Source organism: Micromonospora sp. CA-259024 (assembly GCF_050936255.1).
In the GTDB taxonomy this organism is placed as follows: Bacteria; Actinomycetota; Actinomycetes; order Mycobacteriales; family Micromonosporaceae; genus Micromonospora.
The window spans coordinates 2,099,081-2,121,739 of sequence record NZ_JBNJND010000001.1; the positions used below are offsets into that span (position 1 = coordinate 2,099,081).

Genomic DNA, 22,659 nt, shown 5'->3' on the forward strand with positions numbered 1-22,659 from the left:
GAAACCGGGTCGCGGCCGGTTGGCGCACCTGCTCTGGCATGGTCAGACCGGCCGGTTGAGGGTTGATCGACTCGGTATTCACGACATCGGGATATTCCCGGCGCCGGGACACCACGACATCGCCCATACCGAGTCGATCACGCCTCGCCCGCGAGCGTCTGCGCGACCGTGAGGCTGTCCTCGTACACGTGGTAGCGGATGATCAGACCGTCCTCGGCGGTGACGTGCAGTGCGACCGGGGAGGTGTACGCCCTGCCGGTGGCTTCCACCGTCTGCGAGATTTCTCCCAGTACTACCGCGTCCCTGTCGTCGACGAGGACGCGGGCCACCGACGCGCCTCGCTTGTCGGGTACGTGGAAGGCATCCAGCGCGCGGAAGTGGTCGGCGACATCGGCGCGAGTCGAGCGGGGGCGGATCCATGGCACCGCCGGGTGGCCCTCGACGGGCCAGTCCACCTGCCAGTCGACCTGCTCGGCAAACAGGTCAGCGATCCGGTCTGGGTCACCGTCGCCCATCCGGCGGAGGAGTTCCTCCACGACGGCGCGGGTCTTGACGTCCTGCTGCCTTGATACGTCGACAGGTGCGGGCGCGTCCGCGTTTCCGGCGAACTGGTAGTCGTACCGGATCCGCCCGTCCTGGTCGAGCAGGGCGACGACAAGACCTGTCCAGGCGATGTCGCCGCCGCTAGCAGGGACCATGCGGGTGGTGAACCTTATGGCGTTGTGATGACCTTCAGCATCGTTCACGGAGATGAAGACGAACCCGCCCGCCTTCACGAACTCCTCGTACGCCTCAGTGACCCGAGCCTCGATGGCCGTATGCCCGCGATGCTCCGCAGACTCAGTAGCTTCGACGCCGTCCTCGGCCCATAGTTCGGTGATGGTCTTGCGGCGGGCGTCCGGGTCGGGCTCGTTCCACACGCCCACGTAGCGGTCGACGAACTCGTTGATGTCGATCATCATCTCTTCCTTCGTTTCTGACCCTGGTGGTGCGGGTAGGAGTTGCAGGCTTGGCTTCCTGGTTCGTGCTCACGTCAGCACTGTCCCTGACCCGCCACGTGGTCCCTGGGCGAGACGTTACGGGCGGTCTCCTGACATCTCCTGTCAGTGGATCGCGGCACACTCGTCGTCATGCGCGCGAGCCGTTTGGTCTCCATCCTGATGCTGCTCCAGACCCGTGGCCGGATGACGGCCCAGGCACTGGCCGAGACCTTGGAGGTGTCGGTACGCACCGTCTACCGGGACATGGAATCCCTCAGCGCGGCGGGTATCCCGCTGTTCGGCGAAGCGGGGCACGACGGCGGCTACCAATTGCTCGACGGCTACCGCACCCGGCTGACCGGCCTCACCGTCGCAGAGGCGGAGTCGCTGTTCCTGACCGGGCTACCGACGGCGGCCGCGGATCTCGGCTTGGGCGCCGTCGTGACCGCCGCGCAACGCAAACTCATGGCCTCGCTGCCGGCGGAACTACGCGACCGCGCTGGACGGATCTCCGAACGCTTCCACCTCGACGCACCGTCGTGGTACCGGGACGCCGAGCACGCGCCGCACCTGACGGCGGTCGCGAACGCTGTGTGGAATCAGCTCACCGTACGGATGCGCTATCTGCGATGGGCGGAGCCTCACGAGGTCACCCGGACGATCGACCCTTACGGGCTGGTCCTCAAGGCAGGCCACTGGTATCTCGTGGCCCGCAGCGCGGACCAGTTCCGTACCTACCGGATCTCTCGACTGCTGGCCCTCGACGTGCTCACCGAGCGGTTTGATCGGGTAGAAGGGTTCGACCTGGCCAGCTACTGGCAGACCTACATGGAGAGCTTCGACACCCGCCGCCATCAGGGCCAGGCGACTCTTCGCCTGTCCCCGAACGCCCTGAAACGGCTGCCACACATCATGGAACCGGCCGTAATCCAAGCCGCCAGCCGAACCGCGACCGAACCAGACCCGGACGGCTGGACCCGAGTCACCATCCCGATCGAGTCCATCGACCAGGCCATCCCCGAACTCCTGAAACTCGCAGCCGACGTCGAGGTCCTCGCCCCCCAGGAACTGCGCGAACGGATCACCCAAACCCTCGACACGATGATTCTCATCTACCAGCAGCGACAACAGCGCGCTTAACTGGGCGTCGTTGCCTACGCACCGCGGACGCAACGCGCACTCGGCTGCTGCCGGCACGAACGTCTTCGGGACGAGCCGCCCCACGGCGCCGACCGCTCGGCGCGCCTGTCATTGATGATGGGTGCCATGACGTCAGTGGGCGCCCAGCGGGTGCGGGATGCGAACGGCCCGACGCACAGTCCGGTGGAGCAGCGACTGATCGAGTCCGTCGCCCGGGGCGAGGTGCTCGACCTGGCCGGTGACGGGCCGGTCGACGAGGAAGCGATGCGCTCCTGGGGCGACGACCGCGCGATCTCGGCCTCGGTCATCCGTGAGCTGGTGCGCGGCCGGCTGGTCAGCGAGCCCGACCCGCGCGGCCTGCGGCTGCGCGGGGCCCGGATCGTCGGCCAGATCGACCTGGAGAACGTCACCAGTGACCTGGCGCTGGAGTTGCGCGACTGCCTGCTGCCGGACGGTGTGAACCTTCGCAACGCCCGCCTGTCGGCGGTCGCCCTGAGCGGCTGCCGCATCGAACAGGCGCCCGGCTCAGCGGACGCGGCACTGGAGGCCACGCGCTGTGCGGCCTGGGCGCTCTCGCTCGACTGGAGCACGGTGAGCGCTGGCTCCGTCGCCGCCACCATTCGTCTCGCCGCCGCCCGCGTCGGCACACTGGACTGCCGGGGAGCGCGGTGGGAGAACAGCATCGGACCGGCCCTGGATGCCGACGGCCTCACCGTCGACCAGAGCGTGTTCCTGAATGACGGCTTCACCGCCACCAGCGCCAGTGCGCGCGGCACGATCCGGCTGCTCGGCGCTCACATCGGCGGCCAGCTCAACTGCGGTGGGGCGCGGTTGGAGAACACCGTCGGCCCGGCGCTCAACGCCGACAACCTTCGAGCCGACCAGGACGTGCTGCTGTGGAACGGCTTCAGCGCCACCAGCGCCAGCGAGCAGGGCACGATCCGGCTCATGGGCGCGCGCATCGGGTCGCTGAGCGCGCGTGGTGCGCGGCTCACGAACACCGCCGGACCGGTCCTCGACGCCGACGGCCTCACCGTCGACCGGGACCTGGCCCTGGATCGTGGCTTCACCGCCCACAGCGCCAGTGAGTGGGGCGGCGTCGGCCTGGCCGGCGCCCACATCGGTGGGCTTTTGGCCTGCGGTGGGGCGCAACTGGAGAACACGGTCGGCCCCGCCCTCGACCTGAACGGCCTCCGGGTCGACCAGGACGTGCTCCTGGATGACGGGTTCAGTGCCACCAGCGGTGGTGACGAGGTGGTGGTGCTGGTGCTGGCCGGGACCCGGGTCGGTGGGACTCTCCGCCTCGACACCGATCGGGTGACCCGTACGGCACCGGGCCCGGGACCGCTTGTCGAGTTGGAGGGGCTCACCTACAGCGGGCAGCCGCGGCCGGCGTCACTGCGGCGCTGGCTGACCCTGCTGAGCGAGGACACGCCCCGTTACAGCGCCCAGCCCTACCAGCAGCTCGCCGCCGCCTACCGGGCCGCCGGCCATGACCGCGACGCCCGCACCATCCTCATCGCCCAACGCCGTGACCAGCTCCAGCGCGCCGGGCTGAGCGCCGCCGAACGCGCCTGGGGTCGCCTCCTCGGGATCACCCTCGGCTACGGCTACCAGCCCTGGCGCGCCCTGCTCCTGCTCCTCGCCACACTGGCGGTCGCCGTCGCGCTCAGCGTCGTCGGCGGCCATCACGGCGGCCTCGCGCAGAAGGCGCCGACCAGCGGAGCTGCCGACGCCTGCACGACCATCGACCAGATCGGTGTCGGCCTCGACCTCGGCGCCCCACTGCTCAAGACCAGCGCGCGGGATCGCTGTCAGCCGACCGACACCCCTGCCGGTCAGGCCCTCACCATCGCCGGCTGGATCCTGCAACTGCTCGCCTGGAGCTTCGCCACCCTCTTCATCGCCGGCTTCACCAGCGCGGTCCGCAAGACCTGACCCCACGCTGACCTGCCCCGCGCCGGTTGGGGCGGGGGCGGTGCTCAGCCGCGCGGGGTGGGAACACCGAAGAGATCGATGATGCCGGCGGGAAGTTGGGCGAGCAGGTCGTGACGCTCGTCGTCATTGAGCGCCTCGGCGACGGTCCGCAACACCGCCTGGGCGTGTAAACGCACCTGGTCCGCGTCCGCGACCTGCTCCCGGTCGCCGACGTGCTTCAGGAACTCACCGATGTCCCACCGGCGGCCCTGCGGATTACGGGTGACCGACGCGTCCAGCCGATCCGGTAGCTGTGCCGCCAGGTTGTCGGCCTCCTGTCCGGCGAGCCGTTCGCCGAGCACCGACAGAACGGCCTGTACGGACCGTACGGCCTCGTTCTCCCCGAGGCCCGCGCGCCGCCGTACCGTGGCGATCATCTGCTCGTACTCCATGACCCGCTCCTTCCGTCTCCTCGACCGGCCGTCAGGCCCTGCCGGCGGACGAACGGGGCGAGTTCCCAGGCTCCCTGGCCGCAAACGGGGTCACCCGTCGACCCGGACTTCGCGTCATCGGGCGGGGCACGGCCTCACATCTCGCCGCGAACCAGGCGGATCAGCCGGTCGAGGACGCGGCCCTCGCTTTCCCGTAGGCCGTCGTGCTCGTACTCGTTGGTGATCCAGGGGCGCAGGCCGCGCACCGCTCGCGCGGTGGCCAACGAGTCGCCGGTGTCGACGTACATGTCGTCGTGGTAGATCGCGGCGGCGACCGGCACCTCGTTGTGGGCCAACTGCTCCGGGTCGTACAGGTCCGGCCAGTCCGTACGCCGCGCGAGCAGCTCCGCCGCCTCAGCCAGCGGGGCCAGCGCGGGGTCGGTGACGACCATCCACGGGTAGATCATCTCGCCGGTCAGCAGCACCGGCTGGTCCCCCGCCAACGCCCGGTCGACGTCGAACCGCGGGAACTCGGCCCGTACCGCCTCGGCCGCCCACCCGGTGGCGCGTGGTGTCACCGAACGCTGGCCGTAGATCGACTCGTGCAGCAGCACGTAGAGCGGGCGGCTCGCGTACGACAGGTGGCCCTGGACCTCGGCGAGGAACGGGTCGGAGAGCTGCTGGCCGGGCACCCCGGGCCGGAAGGCGTCTTCGAGCAGGTAGTGCAGAGCGTGCGACCCGTTGCCGGTGCCCAGCATGATGCCGATCGCCTGGAACGCCTCGGCGGTCAGCAGCCCACCGCCGGGCAGACGCACCTCCCGCTCCCGCAGGTGTCGCACGACGGCACGGACGGTCTCGACGTCCTCCGGATAACGCGCGTAGTGGGCCTCGACCTTGCGCCGCACCCGTGGGTAGGCGGCCCGGTAGACATCGTCGGCCGTGCTGCGCAGACCGGGCAGACCGCCGGTCACGAAGGCCTCGCGGACGCCGTCCGGCGCGTACGACAGGTAGGTGAGGGTGCAGAAGCCGCCGTAGCTCTGGCCGAGCAGGCTCCACCGGCCGTCCTCGCCGAGAAGTTCTCGGCGGATCAGTTCACAGTCCCGGACGATCGAGTCGGCTCGAAAGTGCGCCAGGTACCGGGCCTGGGCGGCCGCGTCGCCACGCAGCGGCAGCGTCTGCCGGTCAGCGGGGGTGGAGCGGCCGGTGCCGCGCTGGTCCAGCAGCAGCACCCGGTAGTCGTCCAGCGCCCGGTCCAGCCAGCTGTCCCGGCCCACCGGGCGGGGTGACCGGCCACCGGGGCCGCCCTGCAGGAAGAGCAGCCACGGCAGGGACTCGCGCTCCTTGGCGGTGGCCACGACCTCGCGGGCGTACACCTCGATCTGCTCTCCGGCCGGGTCGGCGTGGTCGAGCGGCACCTGGAAGCGGTGGTCGGTGATGACGGTGCCTGGGTGGCGGTAGGCCTGCACGGGTGCCCCTTCCCGGAGGCGGTCCCGATGCCTCCGATTGTCGCCGCCACCGTACGCGACGCCACCACGTGGACTGATGGACAGCAGCCGTCCGTGCACGAGTGGCCGATCCCCTGAGTCATGCGCTGCGCCGGGGTGTGCGCGAACACCGCCGTGTCCGCACACTCCATTGACGGCACGCTGATCACGTCACTAGGTGACGCGAGGCCACCCACGCCTGGCTACGGCCCGGGCCACTTCCCACAGGCCGGCCGCTGCCGCGTCGGCGCAGAGCGGGCTGCGCCGGTCGGCGGTGTGCCGAACGACGCGGCGCCATCCGCCCGCTCAGACCTTGAGGAGCACCTTCGTACAGTCGTCCTGCTTCTTCTGAAAGATCTTGTAGCCCTTCGGGGCGTCGCGCAGCGGCATCCGGTGGCTGACGATGAAGCTCGGGTCGATCTCACCGCGCTGGATCCGCTCCAGCAGCGGCCGGGTGTAGCGCTGGACGTGGCACTGACCGGTCCGCATGACCAGCGACCGGTTCATGAACGCGCCCATGGGGAACTTGTCGACGAAGCCGCCGTACGCGCCGACGACCGAGACCACCCCTCCCGAGCGGCAGGAGAGGATCGCCTCGCGCAGGGCGAACGGCCGCTCCGTCTCGGTCCGTGTGGCCTGCTTGGCCCGGTCGTACGCGTACATGGCGGCGTTGCCGTGGTGGCCCTCCATACCGACCGCGTCGATGCACGCGTCAGGCCCCCGGCCGGCGGTCATCTCGTTGAGCGTGTCCAACACGTCGGCCTCTTCGTAGTTGATCGTCTCGGCGCCGACGTGCTCCTCGGCCAGCCGGAGCCGGTACGGGAACCGGTCGATGACGATCACCCGCTCGGCGCCGAACAGCCGGGCGCTGGCCGCCGCGAGCAACCCGACCGGCCCGGCGCCCCAGACAGCGATGACCTGGCCGGGTTTGATGTCGCACATCTCGGCGCCCATGTAGGCGGTAGGGAACACGTCGGCGAGCATGACCGCCTGGTCGTCGGGGATGTCGTCGGGCACCTTGAGCGGGCCGACGTCGGCGAACGGCACCCGCGCGTACTCGGCCTGACCGCCGGCGTAACCGCCGAGCAGATGGGAGTAACCGAAGATGCCGGCCGGCGAGTGCCCCATGATCTTCTCGGCGATGCCGGCGTTGGGGTTGGAGTTCTCGCAGACCGAGTAGAGGCCACGCTGGCAGGACGAGCAGTGCCCGCAGGCGATCGGGAAGGGCACCACCACGCGGTCGCCGGGTGCGAGATTGCGGACCTGCGGGCCCACCTCGACCACCTCGCCCATGAACTCGTGGCCGAGGATGTCGCCCTTGCGCATCGCCGGGATGTAGCCGTGGTAGAGGTGCAGGTCGGAGCCGCAGATCGCGGTGGTGCTGATCCGGACGATCGCGTCCCGGGCATTCATGATCTTCGGGTCCGGTACGTCGATCACCTTGACGCTGTCGGTGCCCATCCAGGCGGTGGCCTTCATCATCGGTCCCTTTCGGAGGCGTGGGCGGTCAGCGGCGGGACGCCGGCAGCGGCTGGGCGGGCCGCTGCATGGCCTGCTGGCGTACGGAGATGCCGTTGGGGCTGCCCTCGGACCGAACCACCTCACCGGTCTCCAGCACCTGCTTGAACCGGCGCAGGTCGTCACGGACCTGCTGCGCGGGCTCCTCCCCGAAGAGCTTCGCCACCGCCCGGCCGAGCGCGCCGGCCGGAGGCGCGTACCGCAGCTCCACCCGCACCTCGGTGCCCCGGTCGCCCGGGGCGGGCACGAACCGGACCTGGCCGGCGTTGGGCACCTGGGTGCCGGGCACCGAACGCCAGGTGATCGACGTGTTCGGCCGGTCGTCGATGATCTCGGCGTCCCACTCGACCCGGTGACCGGCCGGGCCGCGGGCGATCCAGTGCGAGCGGCGCAGGTCCTCGGCGCGTACCGACTCCAGGTGCGCCATGAACCGGGGCAGGTTCTCCACGTCCCGCCAGAACCGGTACGCCTCGGCGGGTGAACGGTTCACGGTGACGGCGATGTCGATCCGGATCACCCGGGCCCGAGCCCGCCGCGCGCGCCCGATGCGTACGGCGGAGAGCACGTCGACGGCGGCGATGCCGGCGATCGCGAAGGTGGTCAGTGCGACACGGTTGCGTCGTTCCGCGCTCCGGTCCGCGAGGGCTCGCCCGAGCAGGGTGAGGTCCGCCGCGTCGCCGGCCACCCTCGCCCACGCCCAGGCGGCTGGTCGGCGCCCGCTGAGCAGGCCGGCAGCGCAGGCCAACTCCCGCGCGCCGATGGCCGGGATCGCGGCCCGCGCGGGCGGAGAGTCGTCCACCCCGGTCATTCGCGCGATGGGTCCGCGCGCGACCAGGGCACCCACGCCCAGGGCCAGGCTCAGCAGGCCCAGCGCGCTCGGCAGCGTCGCCGGCACCGGTCCGTCCAACTCCGGCAGGAGCACACTGTCGACACGGCCCATGTCCGGTCCCTTCCGGTCGGCGTGAGCGCCGATCCAACGGTGCAGCGAGGGTGGTCCCGCCTCGTGACGCTATGCGGTACGCGTGACCCGTGCGCCCGGTTCGAGGCAGAACGTCCGACGCGAGCGCCGACCGCTTCACGCTCGCGCCATGGCCGGACCGCCCTACTCACGTCTTCACGCGGGGATGGTTGGCGAGTAGGGTCAGCTCCGGTGTGCCGGGAAGCCTGGTCGGCGTCGCACTCGTTGCCGACCCAGGGGGTTTTCCATGGCTGTTCCCGCGATTCGCACCGTCGGTCTGACCAAGCGCTACGGGCCGGTGTGCGCACTGGAAGCACTCGACCTCACCGTGCCGGCCGGCGAGGTCTTCGGGTTTCTCGGGCCCAACGGCGCCGGTAAGTCCACCACCATCCGACTGCTGCTCGGGTTGGCTCGGCCGACCGCGGGACAGGCGTGGATCTTCGATTCCGACGCGGCCGATGTCGCGCTGGCGCACCGGTCGATAGCGTACGTGCCCGCCGACGTCGCGCTGTGGCCCGGCCTGACCGGCGCGGAGACGCTGGAGTTGCTGGGCCGTGTCGGTCCGGGGGTGGACCGCGCCTACCGGGACGAGTTGGTGGACCGGTTCGCGTTGGACCTGTCCAAGCCGGGCCGCGCGTACTCGACGGGGAACCGCCAGAAGGTGGCCTTGGTGGCGGCGTTCGCCACCCGCGCACCGCTGCTCGTGCTCGACGAGCCGACCAGTGGGTTGGACCCGTTGATGGAGCGGGAGTTCCAGACGGCGGTCGCACAGGCCCGCGAGCGAGGCCAGACGGTCTTCCTGAGCTCTCATCAACTGGCCGAGGTCGAGGCCGTGTGCGATCAGGTGGCGATTCTGCGCGGGGGTCGTCTGGTGGAGGTCGCCGGAATGGCGGAGCTTCGACGGCTGCACCGCAGCGAGGTCGAGGTGACCTTCACCGGCACCGCGCCGGACCTCAGCGGGTTGACCGGCGTCGAGTCGGTGGAACAGGTCGGATCCGATCGGCTGCGGTTCACGCTCACCGGCCCGCCAGCACCAGCGCTACGGGCGTTGTCCGGGGCGGACGTGACCGCGCTGCGGATCCACGAGCCGACCCTGGAGGAGATCTTCCTCGACTACTACACGCAGCCGTCCCGGTGACCGCCGTCGACGCCCGCCCGGGCCGGGCCCCGGCGGTCCCACCTGCCCGCGTCGTCGGGGCGGCCGTCACCCGGCTGGCCCTGCGACAGGTACGCCGTGGTGCGCTGACCGTCATCGTGCTGCTCGCCGGGATGTCCGCGATGGTAGCCGCCACGTACGCCAGCACCGTCGGCGACGCGCTCGACGCCGCCGCCCTGACCGCGCTGGCCGAGAACCCGGCAATCCGTACCCTGTTCGGTGAGCCGGTCGCCCTGGACGACGCGGGCGGGTTCACGGTGTGGCGCACCGGCACTGTCCTGTCCGTCCTCTCCGGGGTGTGGGGTTTGCTGGCGGCGACCCGGATCACCAGGGGCGAGGAGGACTCCGGCCGCTGGGCCCTGCTGGCTGCCGGCCGGCTCCCGGTCGCCGTGCTCGTCGCCCGGCACGCCGCCGTCCTGACCGGCGCGGTGCTGCTCGCGGGCCTCACGGCGGGCGCCGCTCTGACCGCCGTCGGCACGTCGGTCGAGGGTGCCCTCCTGCACGGCGTCGGCCTCGCCCTGATCGGGGTGTACTTCGTCGCCGCCGGCACGTTGGCCGCACAACTCTTCCCGGCCCGCGCCGGGGCCAGCGGCGCCGCCGCGGCGCTGCTCGGCGCGGGGCTGCTGCTCCGGATGGTGGGCGACGGCGTCGACGCGCTCGGATGGCTGCGGTGGCTGTCACCGTTCGGGCTGGTCGCGCTCTCTCGGCCGTACGCCGCGAACCGGGTCCTGCCGCTGGCGGTGCTGGCGGTCGCGGCGGCCGCCCTGCTCGCGGCGGCCGTGGTGGCGGCCCGACGGCGCGACGTGGGCAGCGGTTGGCTGTCCGCCTCGACCGGTCGCCGTCCCCGGCTGTGGCTGCTCGGCTCGGTGGCTGGGTTCGCCGCCCGCCGCATGGTGCGTCCGCTCCTCGGGTGGACGACCGGTTTGGCCGCGTACTACCTGCTCATCGGCCTGCTCGCGGTATCGATGACCGGTTTCCTGGCCGACAACCCCCGTTTCGCCGACCTTGCCGCGCAGGCCGGGTTCGGTAGTCTCGGCTCGGTCGAGGGGTACGCGGCAGCGTTGTTCGCGCTGCTGGCGATCCCGGCGGGCGTCTTCGCCGCCGGCCGGTTGGCCACCGTCGCTGCCGACGAAGCGGACGGTCGTCTCACGTTGCTCCACGCTCAGCCGGTCACCCGTGGCCGCTTTCTCCTCGCCGAACTCGCCGTCACCGGGTGCGGCACGACCGCGCTGGTCACCCTCGCCGGCCTCGCCACGTGGGCCGGCGCGGCCGCCGTCGACGCGCCCCTCGGGCTGGACGCCGCCCTCGCCGGTGCCGTGAACGTGCTGCCCATCGCGCTGCTGGGCCTGGGCGCGGCGGTGTTCGCACTGGGCTGGCTACCCCGCTCGGTCGCCGCCGTCGGCGCCTTGCCGGCGGCGGGCGGATTCCTGCTGCGGGTCATCGCGGACAGCATCGGCGCGCCGGGATGGGTCGGTCAGGTGTCTCCGTTCGCGCACCTCGCCGCAGTCCCCGACTCGGCACCGAACTGGCCCGCGACCGCCGTCATGGTGGCCGTCGCGGTCACGCTCGCCGCGCTGGGCGCGGTCGGCTATCGGCGGCGCGACCTGCGAGGGTGACCGCACGGCCGGGTGTTCCCCGGACCATGGTCATCGTTCGGCTAGGGTGAGCGACGGTGTGCCGGGAAGACTGGTCGGCGGTTCCGTCAGCGACCCCTTCGGAGGATCCCGATGACCCCGCCGCCCGCGCCCCGCGAACCACAGCTGCTGCCCCGCGGCAGTTGGCCCGAGGTACGCCGGGTCGGCGACATCCTCCGCACCGAGACGGTCGGTGGGGTACTGCTGCTGGCCGCTGCAGTGCTCGCCCTCGTCTGGGCAAACTCGCCCTGGTCAGGCGCGTACCGGTCGCTCGGTGACGTCACGCTCGGCCCCGAGGCCCTGCATCTCGATCTCTCGTTGGCGCAGTGGGCCGCCGACGGCCTACTCGCCATCTTCTTTTTCGTCGCCGGGCTGGAGCTCAAACGCGAGTTCGTCGCCGGTGATCTGCGGGAGCCCCGGCGCGCGGTGCTGCCCGTCGCCGCCGCGATCGGCGGCATGACGGTGCCGGCGGCGATCTACGTCGCGTTCAACGCCTGGGCCGGTGACGGCGCACTGACCGGTTGGGCGATCCCGACCGCCACGGACATCGCGTTCGCCCTCGCCGTCCTCGGGGTGATCAACACGAACCTCCCCGTGGCGATGCGCACCTTCCTGCTGACCCTCGCGGTGGTCGACGACCTGCTGGCGATCGTGATCATCGCGGTGTTCTACACCGGCTCGCTGCATTTCGGGCCGCTGCTGCTCGCGCTGGTGCCGATGGCCCTTTTCGCCCTGCTGGTGCAGCGGCGGGTACGAGCGTGGTGGCTGCTCCTACCGCTGGCCGTCACGACGTGGGCGCTCGTGCACGCCTCCGGGGTGCACGCCACGGTCGCCGGTGTCGCGCTCGCCTTCACCGTTCCGGTGATCCGCCGAAAGGCGGGGCCAGGCCTCGGAATGGCCGAGCACCTGGAGCATCGGATCCGACCGCTGTCCGCCGGGATCGCGGTACCGGTGTTCGCGTTCTTCGCCGCCGGGGTGTCGGTCGCCGGCGCAGGCGGCCTGGGTGCGTCACTCACCGACTCGGTCACCGTGGGTGTCATGGTCGGGCTGGTGGTGGGCAAGGCCGTCGGTGTCCTCGGTGCCACCTGGCTCGTGCAGCGGTTCACCCGCGCCCGGCTCGCGGACGGGCTGGCCTGGTGGGACATGGTCGGGCTGGCGCTGCTGGCCGGGATCGGCTTCACCGTGTCGCTGCTGATCGGCGAGTTGGCGTTCGGTGCTGGCACCGAGCGGGACGACTACTCCAAGATCGGCGTCCTGCTCGGGTCGTTGCTGTCGGCGCTGCTGGCCACCGTCGTCCTGCGCGCCCGTAACCGCCACTACCAGGGCGTCTGCGCCCTGGAGGAGCGCGACAGCGACGCCGACGGGGTACCGGACGTCTACGAGGAGCAGGGGACCCGGACGAAGCCCGCCTGATCACAGGCCCTGGGAGGGCCAGCCGAGCAGCCGAGCACCGAGCACCGCTGCCTGGAGGGTGAACCGTTGGGTGGGCTCGCTGGGGTGGTAGCCGGTCACGTCGCGGATGCGGTCGAGCCGGTAGGTGACCGCACGGACGGACAGGTGCATCTGCCGGGCCGTCGCGGTGTGGTTGCCCTGGTTGTCAAAGAGCACGGACAGCGTCTCCAGGTACGGCTCGGCACCGCCGCGGGCCGTGGTGAGCGGGCCGAGGACTGTGGTTACCAGGTCGGTGATGGCGTCGCGGTCCCGCAGGAGCACGGGGAAGACCAGTAGGTCGGCGGCGTTGAGGACGGGCGCGTTGAAGCCGAGTTTGGCAGCGTGGTCGAGGGTGTGGCGAGCCTCATCGAGGGACGTGGCCAGACCGTGCAGTCCTGGCTGGGTGCGGCCGACCGCGATCTGCCAGGTGCCGGCACCGAGTTCGCTGAGGAGCAGGTGGGCCAGTTCGGCCGAGACGCCACGCAGCCCGCCGGCGCTGATACAGACGACATCGCCGTCGCGAAGGGTGGTGAGGGTGTTGCCTTCGCCGAACCTGGCGGCGAGGGCGACGTCGATGCGATGGGTGATGCCCGGAGTCAGGCTGGCCGCACGGGCGACCAGAACGGTGTGGGTGGCGGACAGACGGATGCCGTAACGGTGCGCGCGCTCCGCCAGCCCTCCGGGGTCAGCCCGGCCGGTGAGCAGGTCGTTGACGAACACCGCACGTTCGCTGTCGTGGCGGGCCAACTCGGCGCGGGTCTGCCCGGTGTATCCGTCGATCGCGGCGGTGAGCAGGGTACGCGCGGTGTCCAACGCCCTCTCCGCACGGGCGTGGACGGCGGTGGCCGCACCCTCCACGGGGGAGGCGCTCCAATGGGCCGTCGTGGCACCCAGCAGCCCGCTGACAAGGTCACGCAGCTTCAACCCGTCATCGGCGGCGCGGGCACCCAGCTTGACCGCTGCCTGCACCTGGGTGCTGGCCGGCAGGTGCAGCACGTCGGCGTAGTCGGCAGCGAGCCAGGTGTGGTCGCTCATGGATTGGTCCTTGGTGGTTCGCTGGTGCCCGCCGCTCGTGAGGGACGGGCACCAGACCCGGATTCAGACACCGATGTCGCGGCGGTCGAACAGGATCACTCCAGCGACCGTGGTTACGGCGCCGAGCAACACGAGGGTGAGCAGCTCAACCGGGTGCCAGCCGGTGTGCAGCGGGTCCGTGCCGATGAAGTAGTGAAACGGTGACAGCCAGCGCACCCAGTGCCACCCGTCGAGCATGCCGCCGATGGCGTTGGCCATGTAGCTGGCGACGGCGAGACCACCGCCGACCGCCAGGACGGCACTCCGCCTTCCAGTGCCCGCTCCGACGAGGAAGGCGATCCCGGCGAAGCACCAGACCAGGGCGACCAGACCAGCGGAGGCAGCAGCAACGTGGGACAGCGGGATGTCCATGCCGATCGACGGAACGATGATCATCAGCAGGAGCCCCGGGATGGCCGCGATCAAGGTGAGGGCGCCTCCGGTGCCCGCGATCCGCTGCCAGGCGAAGGCGACTCGGGACAACGGATTCGCGAGCATCAGCTCCATGCCGCCATCCTCCTCCGGCCGCGCGATCGTCCGGGCGGTCAGCGTCACCGCACACATCAACACCAGCAGTGGGCCGACCAGGCTGAAGATGGTCGCCTGCAGGTAGCCGGCGGGCGACAGCATGTCGGCGACCCCCAGGAAGTCCAGCATGCCCTGCGGCAGTGCGTCCTGTTTCAGCTCCGCAGCCCCCTGGAACTGGCTGTAGAAGGACGTGTAGATCGTGGTGAAAGTGGCGACACCGACGGCCCAGCCGATCAGCGACGAGCAATCGTCACGCCAGGTCTTACGCACCAGCGCGGGAAGCATCGCCGGCTCCTTCCGCATGGTAGTAGAACGACAGGAACGTCTCTTCCAGGTCGGGCTCGGCCGACAACATGTCCACGACGTCGTGCCGCGCCGCTGCCTTGATCAGCGGGTCGATACGGCCGTCGACGGTGCATTTCAGCACCGGCCCAGACACGATCACATCGCTCACCCCGGCGAGAACGCTGAACTCCGACGGGTCCACCGGGTCACCGAAGTGAATCTCGACGGCGCGGACCGCTCGCTTGCCGAGCGACTCGACTCGTTCGACCGCGACCAACTGTCCGTCACGCACGATGGCAGCCCGGTCGGCCGCCTGCTGCACCTCCGCCAGGACGTGCGAGGACATGAAGACGGTCTGACCGGCGTCGCTGGCTTCGCGAACCATGGCCAGGAACTCCTGCTGCATCAGCGGATCCAGGCCACTGGTCGGTTCGTCAAGGATCAGCAGCGCCGGTCGGTGCATGAATGCCTGGACCAGACCAACCTTCTGCTTGTTGCCCTTGCTCATCGTGCGCACCGGACGGGACAGGTCCAGGTCGAGCCGTTCGGCCAGATCGGTCACCTGTGACCAGGCCACGCCACCGCGTGCCTCGGCAAAGAACCGCAGCAGGTCCTTGGCCTTGTCCCGGCCCGGAAACGCCAGCTCGCCGGGCAGGTAGCCGATCTGACGGTGCAGGGCGGCCTTGTCCCGACGCGGGTCGAGCCCAAGAACGGTGGCGTGTCCCCGGGTCGGGCGCAGGAAGTCCAGTAGCAGCCGGATGGTGGTGGTCTTCCCGGCACCGTTCGGCCCCAGGAATCCCACCACCTCCCCGGCACGAACCTCCAGGTCGAGGCTTTCGATGCCGCGACGCTGGCCGTAGAACTTGGTCAAGTCCTCGGCGAGTAGGGCGATGTCGCTTGTCATGTCCACATCGTCACGGGCACCCGTGACCAACATCCAGGCCAGCATCCGGCCGACATTCCCTTGGTGTCATTGCCGAGAACCGGCAAACCAGCAGCGGATGGCCCCGGGCGACCTGGCCCCTGGAAGGTACGACATACGACCCAGCCAGCAGGACGTCGATCACGACTGCGCTGAGGGCCCGACGCTGCGGAAGGTGCGACGGTACGCGTCCGGCGGGACGCCGACGGTGCGGTGGAAGTGTCGGCGCAGCGTCGTGGCGGTGCCCATGCCGGCCGCCTCGGCGATGGCGTCGATGCTGTCGTCGGTGTTCTCCAGCAGCTCCTGGGCCCGGCGGATCCGCTGCGTCGACAACCACTGCAACGGGGTGGTGCCGGTTACCGACCTGAAGTGGCGGGCCAGGTTACGTGAGCTCATGTTCGCCTGCCGGGCCAGGTCCTCGACGGTCAGTGGTCGGTCCAGGCGTTCCATCGTCCAGGGGAACAGGTTGGCGAGCGGGTGGTCGTCGCGGGCGGGCACCGGGGTGGTGACGAACTGGGCCTGGCCGCCCGCGCGGTGCGGCGGTACGACCAGGCGGCGGGCGACGGCGTTGGCGACCGTCGTGCCGTGGTCGCGGCGGATCAGGTGCAGGCACAGGTCGATCGCGGCGGCCTTGCCGGCGGAGGCGAGCACTGTGCCGTTGTCGACGTAGAGCACGTCCGGGTCGACCCGCACCCGGGGATAGCGGGCGGCCAGCACCTCGGTGTGGGCCCAGTGCGTGGTCGCGCGCAGCCCGTCGAGCACCCCGGCGGCGGCCAGCACGAACGCGCCGGTGCACAGCGAGACCATCCGGGCGCCCGCCTCGTGGGCCGCGCGGACGGCGTCGATCAGGTCGGGGGGTACGTCCGCGTCGACGTCCTCCACCGCCGGGATGATCACGGTGTCGGCGCGGGCCAGGCGGTCCAACCCGTCGTCCGGCTCCATCAGGAACCGGCCGATCCGGACCGGGCCGGGGCCGCAGACCGCGACGTCGTACCACGGGTCTGCCAGGCCGGTGGGGTCGCGGGCGAAGACCTCACAGGCCATGGCCACCTCGAAGTGCAGCATCCCGTCGGTGGCGGCGAGCGCGACAGTGGTCATGTCCGAAACTGTACGGGGCATGGCGTTCCCGACACTGTTCGGTGGCCGGCCGCCGAGGGAGACTCTTCTCAGTCGATCTTCGAGGAGAACCACAGATGAGTCAGAACGTGGCGGTGTTCGGGGCGTACGGGCACACCGGGCGGTTCGTGGCGACGGAGTTGCGCGAGCGCGGGTTCACGCCGCTGCTCCTCGGCCGCGACGAGGGCAAGCTCCAGGCGTTGGCGGCGTCGGGGCTCGACCACCGGGTGGCGTCGGCAGGCGATCCGACCTCGCTCGACGAGGCGCTGAAGGGGGCGGACGCCGTCATCAACTGCGCCGGCCCGTTCGCCTCGACCGCCGCCCCGCTGATCGAGGCCGCCCTGCGCGCCGGCATCCCGTACGTGGACGTCGCCGCCGAGATCGAGGCCAACCTCGACACGTTCACGCACTTCACCGACCGCGCCCGTGCCGTGGGCGTCGCGGTGGTCCCGGCGATGGCGTTCTTCGGCGGCCTCGGCGATCTGCTGGTCACGACGGCGATGGGCGACTGGACGTCGGCCGACGAGGCGCACATCGCGTACGGACTGAGCAGCTGGCACCCGACGGCCGGGACCCTCGCCGCGGGCACCGTCTCCCGCGAGCGCCGCGACGGCCGCCGGGTCCGCTACACCGGTGGTCGGTTGGAGTACTACGTCGGCGAGGGCGACCTGCCGAGGATGGACTGGGAATTTCCCGCACCGCTGGGTCGCCGCAGTGTCCTCGGTGAGTTCACGATGGCCGACGTCGTCACCGTCCCCCACCACCTGGCCATCCCCGAGGTACGCACGTACATGAGCACCGACGCCGCCACCGACCTGGCCGCCGCGAACGCACCGGTCGCGGTCGACGGGCTGGGCCGGTCTGCGCAGACGTTCACGGTCGACGTCGTCGTGCGCGCGGGCGAGACGCGACGACGCGTCGTGGCCAGCGGCCAGGACATCTACGCGATCAGCGCGCCCCTGGCGGTGGAGGCGGTTCGCCGCATTCTCGCCGGTCAGACGCGCACGAGCGGCGTCGCCTCGGCCGGCGAGATCTTCGACGCGCCGGACTTCCTGCGCGCGCTGTCGGCGCACATCTCGGTCTCGCCGGTCAGGGGCTGAGGTCAACCAGCGTGATCGACTCGGTTTCCTTGAAGTCGGGGTGTCAGGCCGTCCCGGATGCCCCGACATCAAGGAACCCGAGTGGGTCATGTCGGCGGGGGGCCTTCTGCGCGCGTCTGTGACGCCGGCCAGCGTGGACAGGTACGCCACGCCAGCCGGCGACGGTCACGCCGCGGTGGTCAGAGAGCCAAGCTGACGCCGACTGCCTTACACGCGGTGGAGATGTCTGTGCCAGCCTTCTCGAAGGCGGGGTTGTCGGCGGCGGTCGCCGGGTCCGCCGCGGCCGCGGCCTTGGCCGCCTCGGCGCCGAACTGCCGCAGGGAAGCGGCCAGCTTGCTGTCACCGCCGGCCGAGGCCACCGTGGTCACCTTCTGTTCCAGCTCCGTCAGGATCTTCCGGAAGTCCGCCGCCGACGGCTGACCAGCCGTGGCGACCTTCACCAGCTCTGCCTTCATCTCGTCGCTGACCTTCTTCGCCGACTCGCAGAGCTCCTTGTCGCTCGCGCCGCCCCCGGCGGCGGGCGAGGTCGGCGTGGCGGCGGCGGAGGTGGCTGCCGAGGACGGGGCTGCGGACGTGGAGGCAGGCGTCGTGGGTCCGGCGGTCGTCGCCGCATCTCCGTCACCACAGGCGGCGAGAGCCGTCGAAACGGCAATGATCAACAGGGCAGAGGCAAGACGAGAAGACTTCACGGGCGCGCACGTTAGCCGATGCCCTGACAATGATCAATTCCATGGGAACAGGCCCTACTTGTTCTGCCCATGGACGTTGGTGACAGGGCTGAGATCTTGAAATGGGTGAGGACCTCCGGGTGAGGTGGAGCTTGTCGAAGGTTCCGCATCACCCGGGAGGTCCTCGTGACCCACGCTAATGCACCCCTGACCGAGCGCGGCAGACTGCGTCTGGCCCGCTGCGTCGTCGACGACGAGTGGCCGCTGCGCCGGGCCGCGGAACGGTTTCAGGTCAGTCCGACTACAGCGAAACGTTGGGCCGAGCGCTATCGCGTCGAAGGCGTCGCGGGCATGAAAGACCGCTCGAGCCGGCCACGACACAGCCCGAACCGCACCCGCCCCCAGGTAGAACGCCAGGTGCTGCATCTACGAACGAGCCGGCGTTGGGGACCCGCACGGATCGGCGGACGCCTGGATCTGCCCGCCTCAACATGTCACGCGATCCTGCGCCGCGCGGGCGTTACCCGCCTGGCCCATCTCGACCGGGCTACCCGAGAACCGATCCGCCGCTACGAACACTCCCATCCCGGCGACCTGGTCCACGTCGACATCAAGAAACTCGGAAACATCCCCGACGGCGGCGGCTGGCGCACCCAGGGCCGCGCTCGCGGCAAACTCAACCGCACCGCCACCGCAGGTCACCGCACCGACGCGTGGGGCGGCGCCCGGCTCGGCTACGCCTACCTGCACACCGCGATCGACGACCACTCCAGGCTGGCCTACACCGAAATCCTTCCTGACGAACGTCAAGACACCGCTGCCGCGTTCTGGCAACGCGCCCACGCCTGGTTCAGCTCATCCGGGATCACCGTCCGCCGCGTCCTGACCGACAACGGCTCCTGCTACAAGTCCCGGCTCTGGCACGACACCTGCGCCCAACTCGGTGTCACCGTCAAGAAGACCCGCCCCTACCGACCACAGACAAACGGCAAGGTCGAGCGTTTCCACCGGACCATGACCGACGAATGGGCCTACGCCAAGCCCTACCGATCAGAGACCGCCCGACGCGCCGCCTTGCCCGCCTGGCTCCACACCTACAACAATCACCGGCACCACACCGCACTCGGCGGACCACCCGCCAGCCGCGTCCCCAACCTCTCTGGGCAGAACACCTACTCCGGGCCGCTCGGCAGTGTCGGGTCAGGGTGCAGACCCCACAGGTGCTTCTGTCCTTTCTGGAATGGTCATCGAGATCACCCCGTCGTCCCCCTGAGAAACCGTGCCACTGTGGCAAGGTCAAGGGCCGTGAGATGGCCCGGCATTCCAGACCGGATCGTCACCGCTAGGAAGTAGCCAGAACCCTCACCACCTGGAGATCTCCGTGGCACGTGCCCAACTGTCCCGCCGTTCCCTACTGGCCGCTGGTAGCGCCGCCGCCGTCGCCCTGGGTGCGGTGGCGAGCCCGTCCGCCGCCGCCGCAACGCCAGTCGACAACCCGGTGGACACGCCGGACGAGGCGCTGCGCCGGCTGCTGGCCGGCAACCGGCGGTTCGCCTCCGGGCATGGCCGGCACCCGCGCCAGGGCCTGGCCGACCTGCACCGGCTCGCCGCCGGGCAGCACCCGTTCGCCATCACCCTCGGCTGCGCGGACTCCCGGGTGGCGCCCGAGGTGCTCTTCGACCAGGGCCTGGGTGACCTGTTCGACAACCGGGTCGCCGGAAACATCGTCGACGATCTGCTGCTGGGCAGCGTCGAGTTCGCCGTGGAGGAGTTCGGCAGTCTGCTGATCGTCGTCCTCGGCCACGAACGCTGCGGCGCGATCACCGCCACCATCGACGCCATCCACACCGGCGGCGAGGCACCCGGGCACATCGGCACCATCGTGGACGCCCTGCGCCCGGTCGTCGAGCCGGTCCTGGGCCAGCCCGGCGACCCGGTGGAGAACGGGGTCCGCGCCAACATCGCGGCACAGGTGGCGGCGCTCTCCGCACGAAGCGCGATCATCGCCGAGAAGGTGCACCAGGGCGCCCTGCGCGTCGTGGGCGCCCGCTACGACCTGGACAACGGGCGGGTTTCGCTGGTGGCCTGACGGCCGTCACCCGCTTCTGGGCCACACGGACGGCGGCGCTGGCCGGTCATCCAATGACACCGACCAGCGTCGCCGGTCACGCCGCGACCGACGGGTACGGCGGTAGTAGGACCACCCGGCCAGTGGCAACGCGATCGTCCAGGCCAGCAGGAGCGGGAGGCCGATCAGGACGCCCGTCGGGGTGAAGATGTCCTCCGGGCTGGACTCCGGCAGGTCCGCGGCGAACTGCCAGGGCAGGGTCGCCGAGTAGCCGATCATCAGGGCGGAGCCCAACACCGTCGGCGTCAGCGGCAGCCACGGTGGCACTCTGCGTCCGCGCAGCCACGGCACCCACCGGGGGAAGGTCACTCCCCAGTCGCTGATGAGTCCAAGCGCCAGGACTCCACCGAGCCCGGCGAGGACGCACAGCAGGCCCAGATAGAACGCGCCGGCCGGCATGCCCAGGAAACCCTCGACCGGGTGATCCCCGACGCCGGGCCCGCGACCGTGGTACCACTCGCGGAACGGACCGGGATTGGCGAACATCGGAACGCCGAGGATCCAGGGAATGTGCAGCGGGATGAACCCCAGTACGGGGGCGATCCACGCCACGTGACCGGCTCGGCGTGCCCATGGCGGCGGTGGCGGCGTACGAGGCGGCGCCGCACGTGCTGGTGTTCGAGTCACGGTGGTAGCTCCGTATCGGTGGTGAGCGTCGGTCCCTTCCGGAATCACGCTGCCCGAACGGCAAGACGAGCGAATCCCCGCACCGAGGGAGCCGCTTCCCCGCGCCCGGGGAGAGTTACTCCACCGTCCATGAGATGGCGGGAGGGCGGACCCGGGCGCACAGCGGCCCGCCGGCGGCATCGGTCAACCCGACTCGGCCGACCAGGGTCCCACTGCCCTCGTGTGCCGCGCGGAGCAGCTCGGTCGGGATGTCGGTGAACATCAGCTTGGCTCGTCTGAACATCGCGAAACCGTCCTCGGTCACCGCGCCCCAGCTCAGATACAGAAACCGTGCTCCGGGGCGGCCGTGCACCCACGGCCCGCCGACATCGAGCATCCCGTCGATCTCACGGCTGGACACCTCGAAGCACCAGGTGGCCCTCTCCGCGTCGGCCGGCACCTGATCGACCACCTCGGCCTTGCGCTGGACCCCGACGTGTACGTTACCGAGCCGCAGCGCGTCGGCATCCGCACCGGCACGCTGACCTGGGAGGTCACTGCCGTCGATCCGGATCCGCATCCCACCGACTCTAGTTTCCCGGCCGGTGCATTACGGTGCGGGTCGGCGGTACACAAGGAGGAACGACGATGCCTCTCTCCGTACGACGTCTGGTGACCGCGGTGGCCGCGGCCTCGACTCTGGTGTCGTTGGCGGGCTGTAGCAGCAGCCCTGAACCAGCCGAGGTGCGCACGACGCCGCGCCCCGAGGCTTCGCTCACCCCGTCGCCGGCCGCTGCCGATCAGGAGTTCCAGCGGCTGGAGAAGACGTTCGACGCGCGGCTCGGAATCTACGCCGTCGACACGGGCACCGGCCGCAGCGTGGAGTACCGGGCCGACGAGCGGTTCGCGTACGCCTCGACGTGGAAGGCGCTGGCCGCCGCCGAGGTGCTTGACGGCACCACGGAGGCGGAGCTGGATCGTGTGGTGCGGTACTCGGCGCAGGACCTGGTGGCACATTCGCCGATCACCGAGAAGCACGTCGACGAGGGCATGAGCCTGCGCGCCGTCGCCGACGCCGCCGTCCGCTACAGCGACAACACGGCGGGCAACCTGCTGCTGCGTCACCTCGAAGGCCCGCGGGGGTTCGAGACGAAGCTGCGCGCGCTCGGTGACACGGTCACCGAGCCGGCCCGCTACGAGACCGCGCTCAACGAGGCGACGCCGGGCGACAGGCGGGACACCAGCACCGCGCGGGCGCTGGCGGACGACCTGCGGGCGTACACCGTCGGGGACGCCCTGGCGGCCGCGGACCGCGACGTTCTGCGCGGCTGGCTGCGGGGCAACACCACCGGTGCGGCGCTGGTCCGCGCCGGGGTGCCCGCCGGCTGGGTGGTCGGGGACAAGACCGGCACCGGAGGTTACGGCACCCGCAACGACATCGCCGTGATCTGGCCGCCCGACCGCGCCCCGATCGTCCTCGCCGTGCTGTCCAGTCGTGACGAGAAGGACGCCACCCCCGACGACGCCCTCATCGCCCAGGCCACCAGGGTGGTCGTCGCCCAACTGCGGTAGGTCCGGAGCGC

General features: G+C 70.7%; 20 protein-coding genes and 1 pseudogene. 9 read left to right on the forward strand and 12 right to left on the reverse strand.

Translation table 11 applies throughout. The annotated features are described in order from the left end of the window. Nucleotides 1–137: 137 nt before the first annotated feature. A complete protein-coding gene (locus ACQEUX_RS09090) occupies nt 138–959 on the reverse strand; it encodes a nuclear transport factor 2 family protein (RefSeq protein ID WP_433044063.1) in 822 nt (273 codons plus the stop codon). Nucleotides 960–1,130: 171 nt separating this feature from the next. Between ACQEUX_RS09090 and ACQEUX_RS09095 the strand changes: the two genes are divergently transcribed. Further along, nucleotides 1,131–2,120, forward strand: a complete 990-nt coding sequence (locus tag ACQEUX_RS09095) for a helix-turn-helix transcriptional regulator (RefSeq protein ID WP_433044066.1) — start codon at nt 1,131–1,133, stop codon at nt 2,118–2,120. Between the two features lie 126 nt (nt 2,121–2,246). Next, on the forward strand, nt 2,247–4,058 hold the full coding sequence (locus tag ACQEUX_RS09100; protein WP_433044069.1) for a hypothetical protein: 1,812 nt from the start codon (nt 2,247–2,249) through the stop codon (nt 4,056–4,058). A 44-nt stretch (nt 4,059–4,102) separates the two neighbouring features. On the opposite strand, the gene ACQEUX_RS09105 is transcribed toward ACQEUX_RS09100, so the two are convergent. The 4 genes from ACQEUX_RS09105 to ACQEUX_RS09120 form a co-directional block, all read right to left on the reverse strand. Then, complete coding sequence (locus ACQEUX_RS09105) at nt 4,103–4,489, reverse strand: DUF2267 domain-containing protein (RefSeq protein WP_210784314.1); 387 nt, start codon at nt 4,487–4,489, stop codon at nt 4,103–4,105. A gap of 134 nt (nt 4,490–4,623) precedes the next feature. Further along, nucleotides 4,624–5,934 (reverse strand): alpha/beta fold hydrolase, encoded by a 1,311-nt coding sequence (locus ACQEUX_RS09110; RefSeq protein WP_433044073.1) that lies wholly within the window; start codon nt 5,932–5,934, stop codon nt 4,624–4,626. 324 nt (nt 5,935–6,258) lie between these two features. After that, nucleotides 6,259–7,431, reverse strand: coding sequence for a zinc-dependent alcohol dehydrogenase (locus tag ACQEUX_RS09115; protein WP_433044076.1), 1,173 nt, complete (start codon nt 7,429–7,431; stop codon nt 6,259–6,261). Between the two features lie 28 nt (nt 7,432–7,459). Then, nucleotides 7,460–8,410, reverse strand: coding sequence for an SRPBCC family protein (locus ACQEUX_RS09120; RefSeq protein ID WP_433044079.1), 951 nt, complete (start codon nt 8,408–8,410; stop codon nt 7,460–7,462). A 265-nt stretch (nt 8,411–8,675) separates the two neighbouring features. Here ACQEUX_RS09120 and ACQEUX_RS09125 point away from each other — a divergent pair, with 265 nt between their 5' ends. From ACQEUX_RS09125 to nhaA, 3 genes are all read left to right on the forward strand, one after another. Then, nucleotides 8,676–9,566: an ABC transporter ATP-binding protein gene (locus ACQEUX_RS09125; protein ID WP_433044082.1), complete on the forward strand. Its 891-nt coding sequence runs from the start codon at nt 8,676–8,678 to the stop codon at nt 9,564–9,566. Continuing rightward, nucleotides 9,563–11,200 (forward strand): ABC transporter permease, encoded by a 1,638-nt coding sequence (locus ACQEUX_RS09130; protein ID WP_433044085.1) that lies wholly within the window; start codon nt 9,563–9,565, stop codon nt 11,198–11,200. Before ACQEUX_RS09125 ends, ACQEUX_RS09130 begins: the two co-directional genes overlap by 4 nt. 111 nt (nt 11,201–11,311) lie before the next feature. Further along, a complete protein-coding gene (gene nhaA / locus ACQEUX_RS09135; RefSeq protein ID WP_433044088.1) occupies nt 11,312–12,631 on the forward strand; it encodes a Na+/H+ antiporter NhaA in 1,320 nt (439 codons plus the stop codon). On the opposite strand, the gene ACQEUX_RS09140 is transcribed toward nhaA, so the two are convergent. The 4 genes from ACQEUX_RS09140 to ACQEUX_RS09155 form a co-directional block, all read right to left on the reverse strand. After that, nucleotides 12,632–13,684 carry a PucR family transcriptional regulator gene (locus ACQEUX_RS09140; RefSeq protein ID WP_433044091.1) on the reverse strand — a complete coding sequence of 351 codons (1,053 nt, stop codon included), beginning with the start codon at nt 13,682–13,684 and terminating at the stop codon, nt 12,632–12,634. 63 nt (nt 13,685–13,747) lie between these two features. Next, nucleotides 13,748–14,536, reverse strand: coding sequence for an ABC transporter permease subunit (locus tag ACQEUX_RS09145; RefSeq protein WP_433044094.1), 789 nt, complete (start codon nt 14,534–14,536; stop codon nt 13,748–13,750). Beyond that, complete coding sequence (locus tag ACQEUX_RS09150; protein ID WP_433044097.1) at nt 14,514–15,440, reverse strand: ABC transporter ATP-binding protein; 927 nt, start codon at nt 15,438–15,440, stop codon at nt 14,514–14,516. Before ACQEUX_RS09150 ends, ACQEUX_RS09145 begins: the two co-directional genes overlap by 23 nt. Nucleotides 15,441–15,599: 159 nt before the next feature. Next, nucleotides 15,600–16,556 (reverse strand): helix-turn-helix domain-containing protein, encoded by a 957-nt coding sequence (locus ACQEUX_RS09155; protein WP_433044100.1) that lies wholly within the window; start codon nt 16,554–16,556, stop codon nt 15,600–15,602. A gap of 95 nt (nt 16,557–16,651) precedes the next feature. Between ACQEUX_RS09155 and ACQEUX_RS09160 the strand changes: the two genes are divergently transcribed. Then, the gene (locus ACQEUX_RS09160) at nt 16,652–17,674 is read left to right on the forward strand and encodes a saccharopine dehydrogenase family protein (protein WP_433044103.1); all 1,023 of its coding nucleotides are present in this window, start codon (nt 16,652–16,654) and stop codon (nt 17,672–17,674) included. Between the two features lie 179 nt (nt 17,675–17,853). Here ACQEUX_RS09160 and ACQEUX_RS09165 read toward each other — a convergent pair whose 3' ends face one another. Next, the gene (locus ACQEUX_RS09165) at nt 17,854–18,363 is read right to left on the reverse strand and encodes a hypothetical protein (RefSeq protein WP_433044106.1); all 510 of its coding nucleotides are present in this window, start codon (nt 18,361–18,363) and stop codon (nt 17,854–17,856) included. A gap of 165 nt (nt 18,364–18,528) precedes the next feature. Here ACQEUX_RS09165 and ACQEUX_RS09170 point away from each other — a divergent pair. Together ACQEUX_RS09170 and ACQEUX_RS09175 are read left to right on the forward strand one after the other, a co-directional pair. Then, nucleotides 18,529–19,515, forward strand: a pseudogene (locus ACQEUX_RS09170) (IS481 family transposase); the annotation flags it as partial. A gap of 208 nt (nt 19,516–19,723) precedes the next feature. Then, a complete protein-coding gene (locus ACQEUX_RS09175; protein WP_433044109.1) occupies nt 19,724–20,431 on the forward strand; it encodes a carbonic anhydrase in 708 nt (235 codons plus the stop codon). A gap of 6 nt (nt 20,432–20,437) precedes the next feature. On the opposite strand, the gene ACQEUX_RS09180 is transcribed toward ACQEUX_RS09175, so the two are convergent. Both ACQEUX_RS09180 and ACQEUX_RS09185 read right to left on the reverse strand, forming a co-directional pair. After that, nucleotides 20,438–21,022, reverse strand: coding sequence for a hypothetical protein (locus ACQEUX_RS09180; RefSeq protein WP_433044112.1), 585 nt, complete (start codon nt 21,020–21,022; stop codon nt 20,438–20,440). A 190-nt stretch (nt 21,023–21,212) separates the two neighbouring features. Beyond that, entirely contained in the window at nt 21,213–21,656 is a 444-nt protein-coding gene (locus tag ACQEUX_RS09185) for a DUF5990 family protein (protein ID WP_433044115.1), read from the reverse strand. Between the two features lie 68 nt (nt 21,657–21,724). Between ACQEUX_RS09185 and bla the strand changes: the two genes are divergently transcribed. After that, the gene (bla, locus tag ACQEUX_RS09190) at nt 21,725–22,648 is read left to right on the forward strand and encodes a class A beta-lactamase (protein WP_433044118.1); all 924 of its coding nucleotides are present in this window, start codon (nt 21,725–21,727) and stop codon (nt 22,646–22,648) included. Nucleotides 22,649–22,659: the final 11 nt, after the last annotated feature.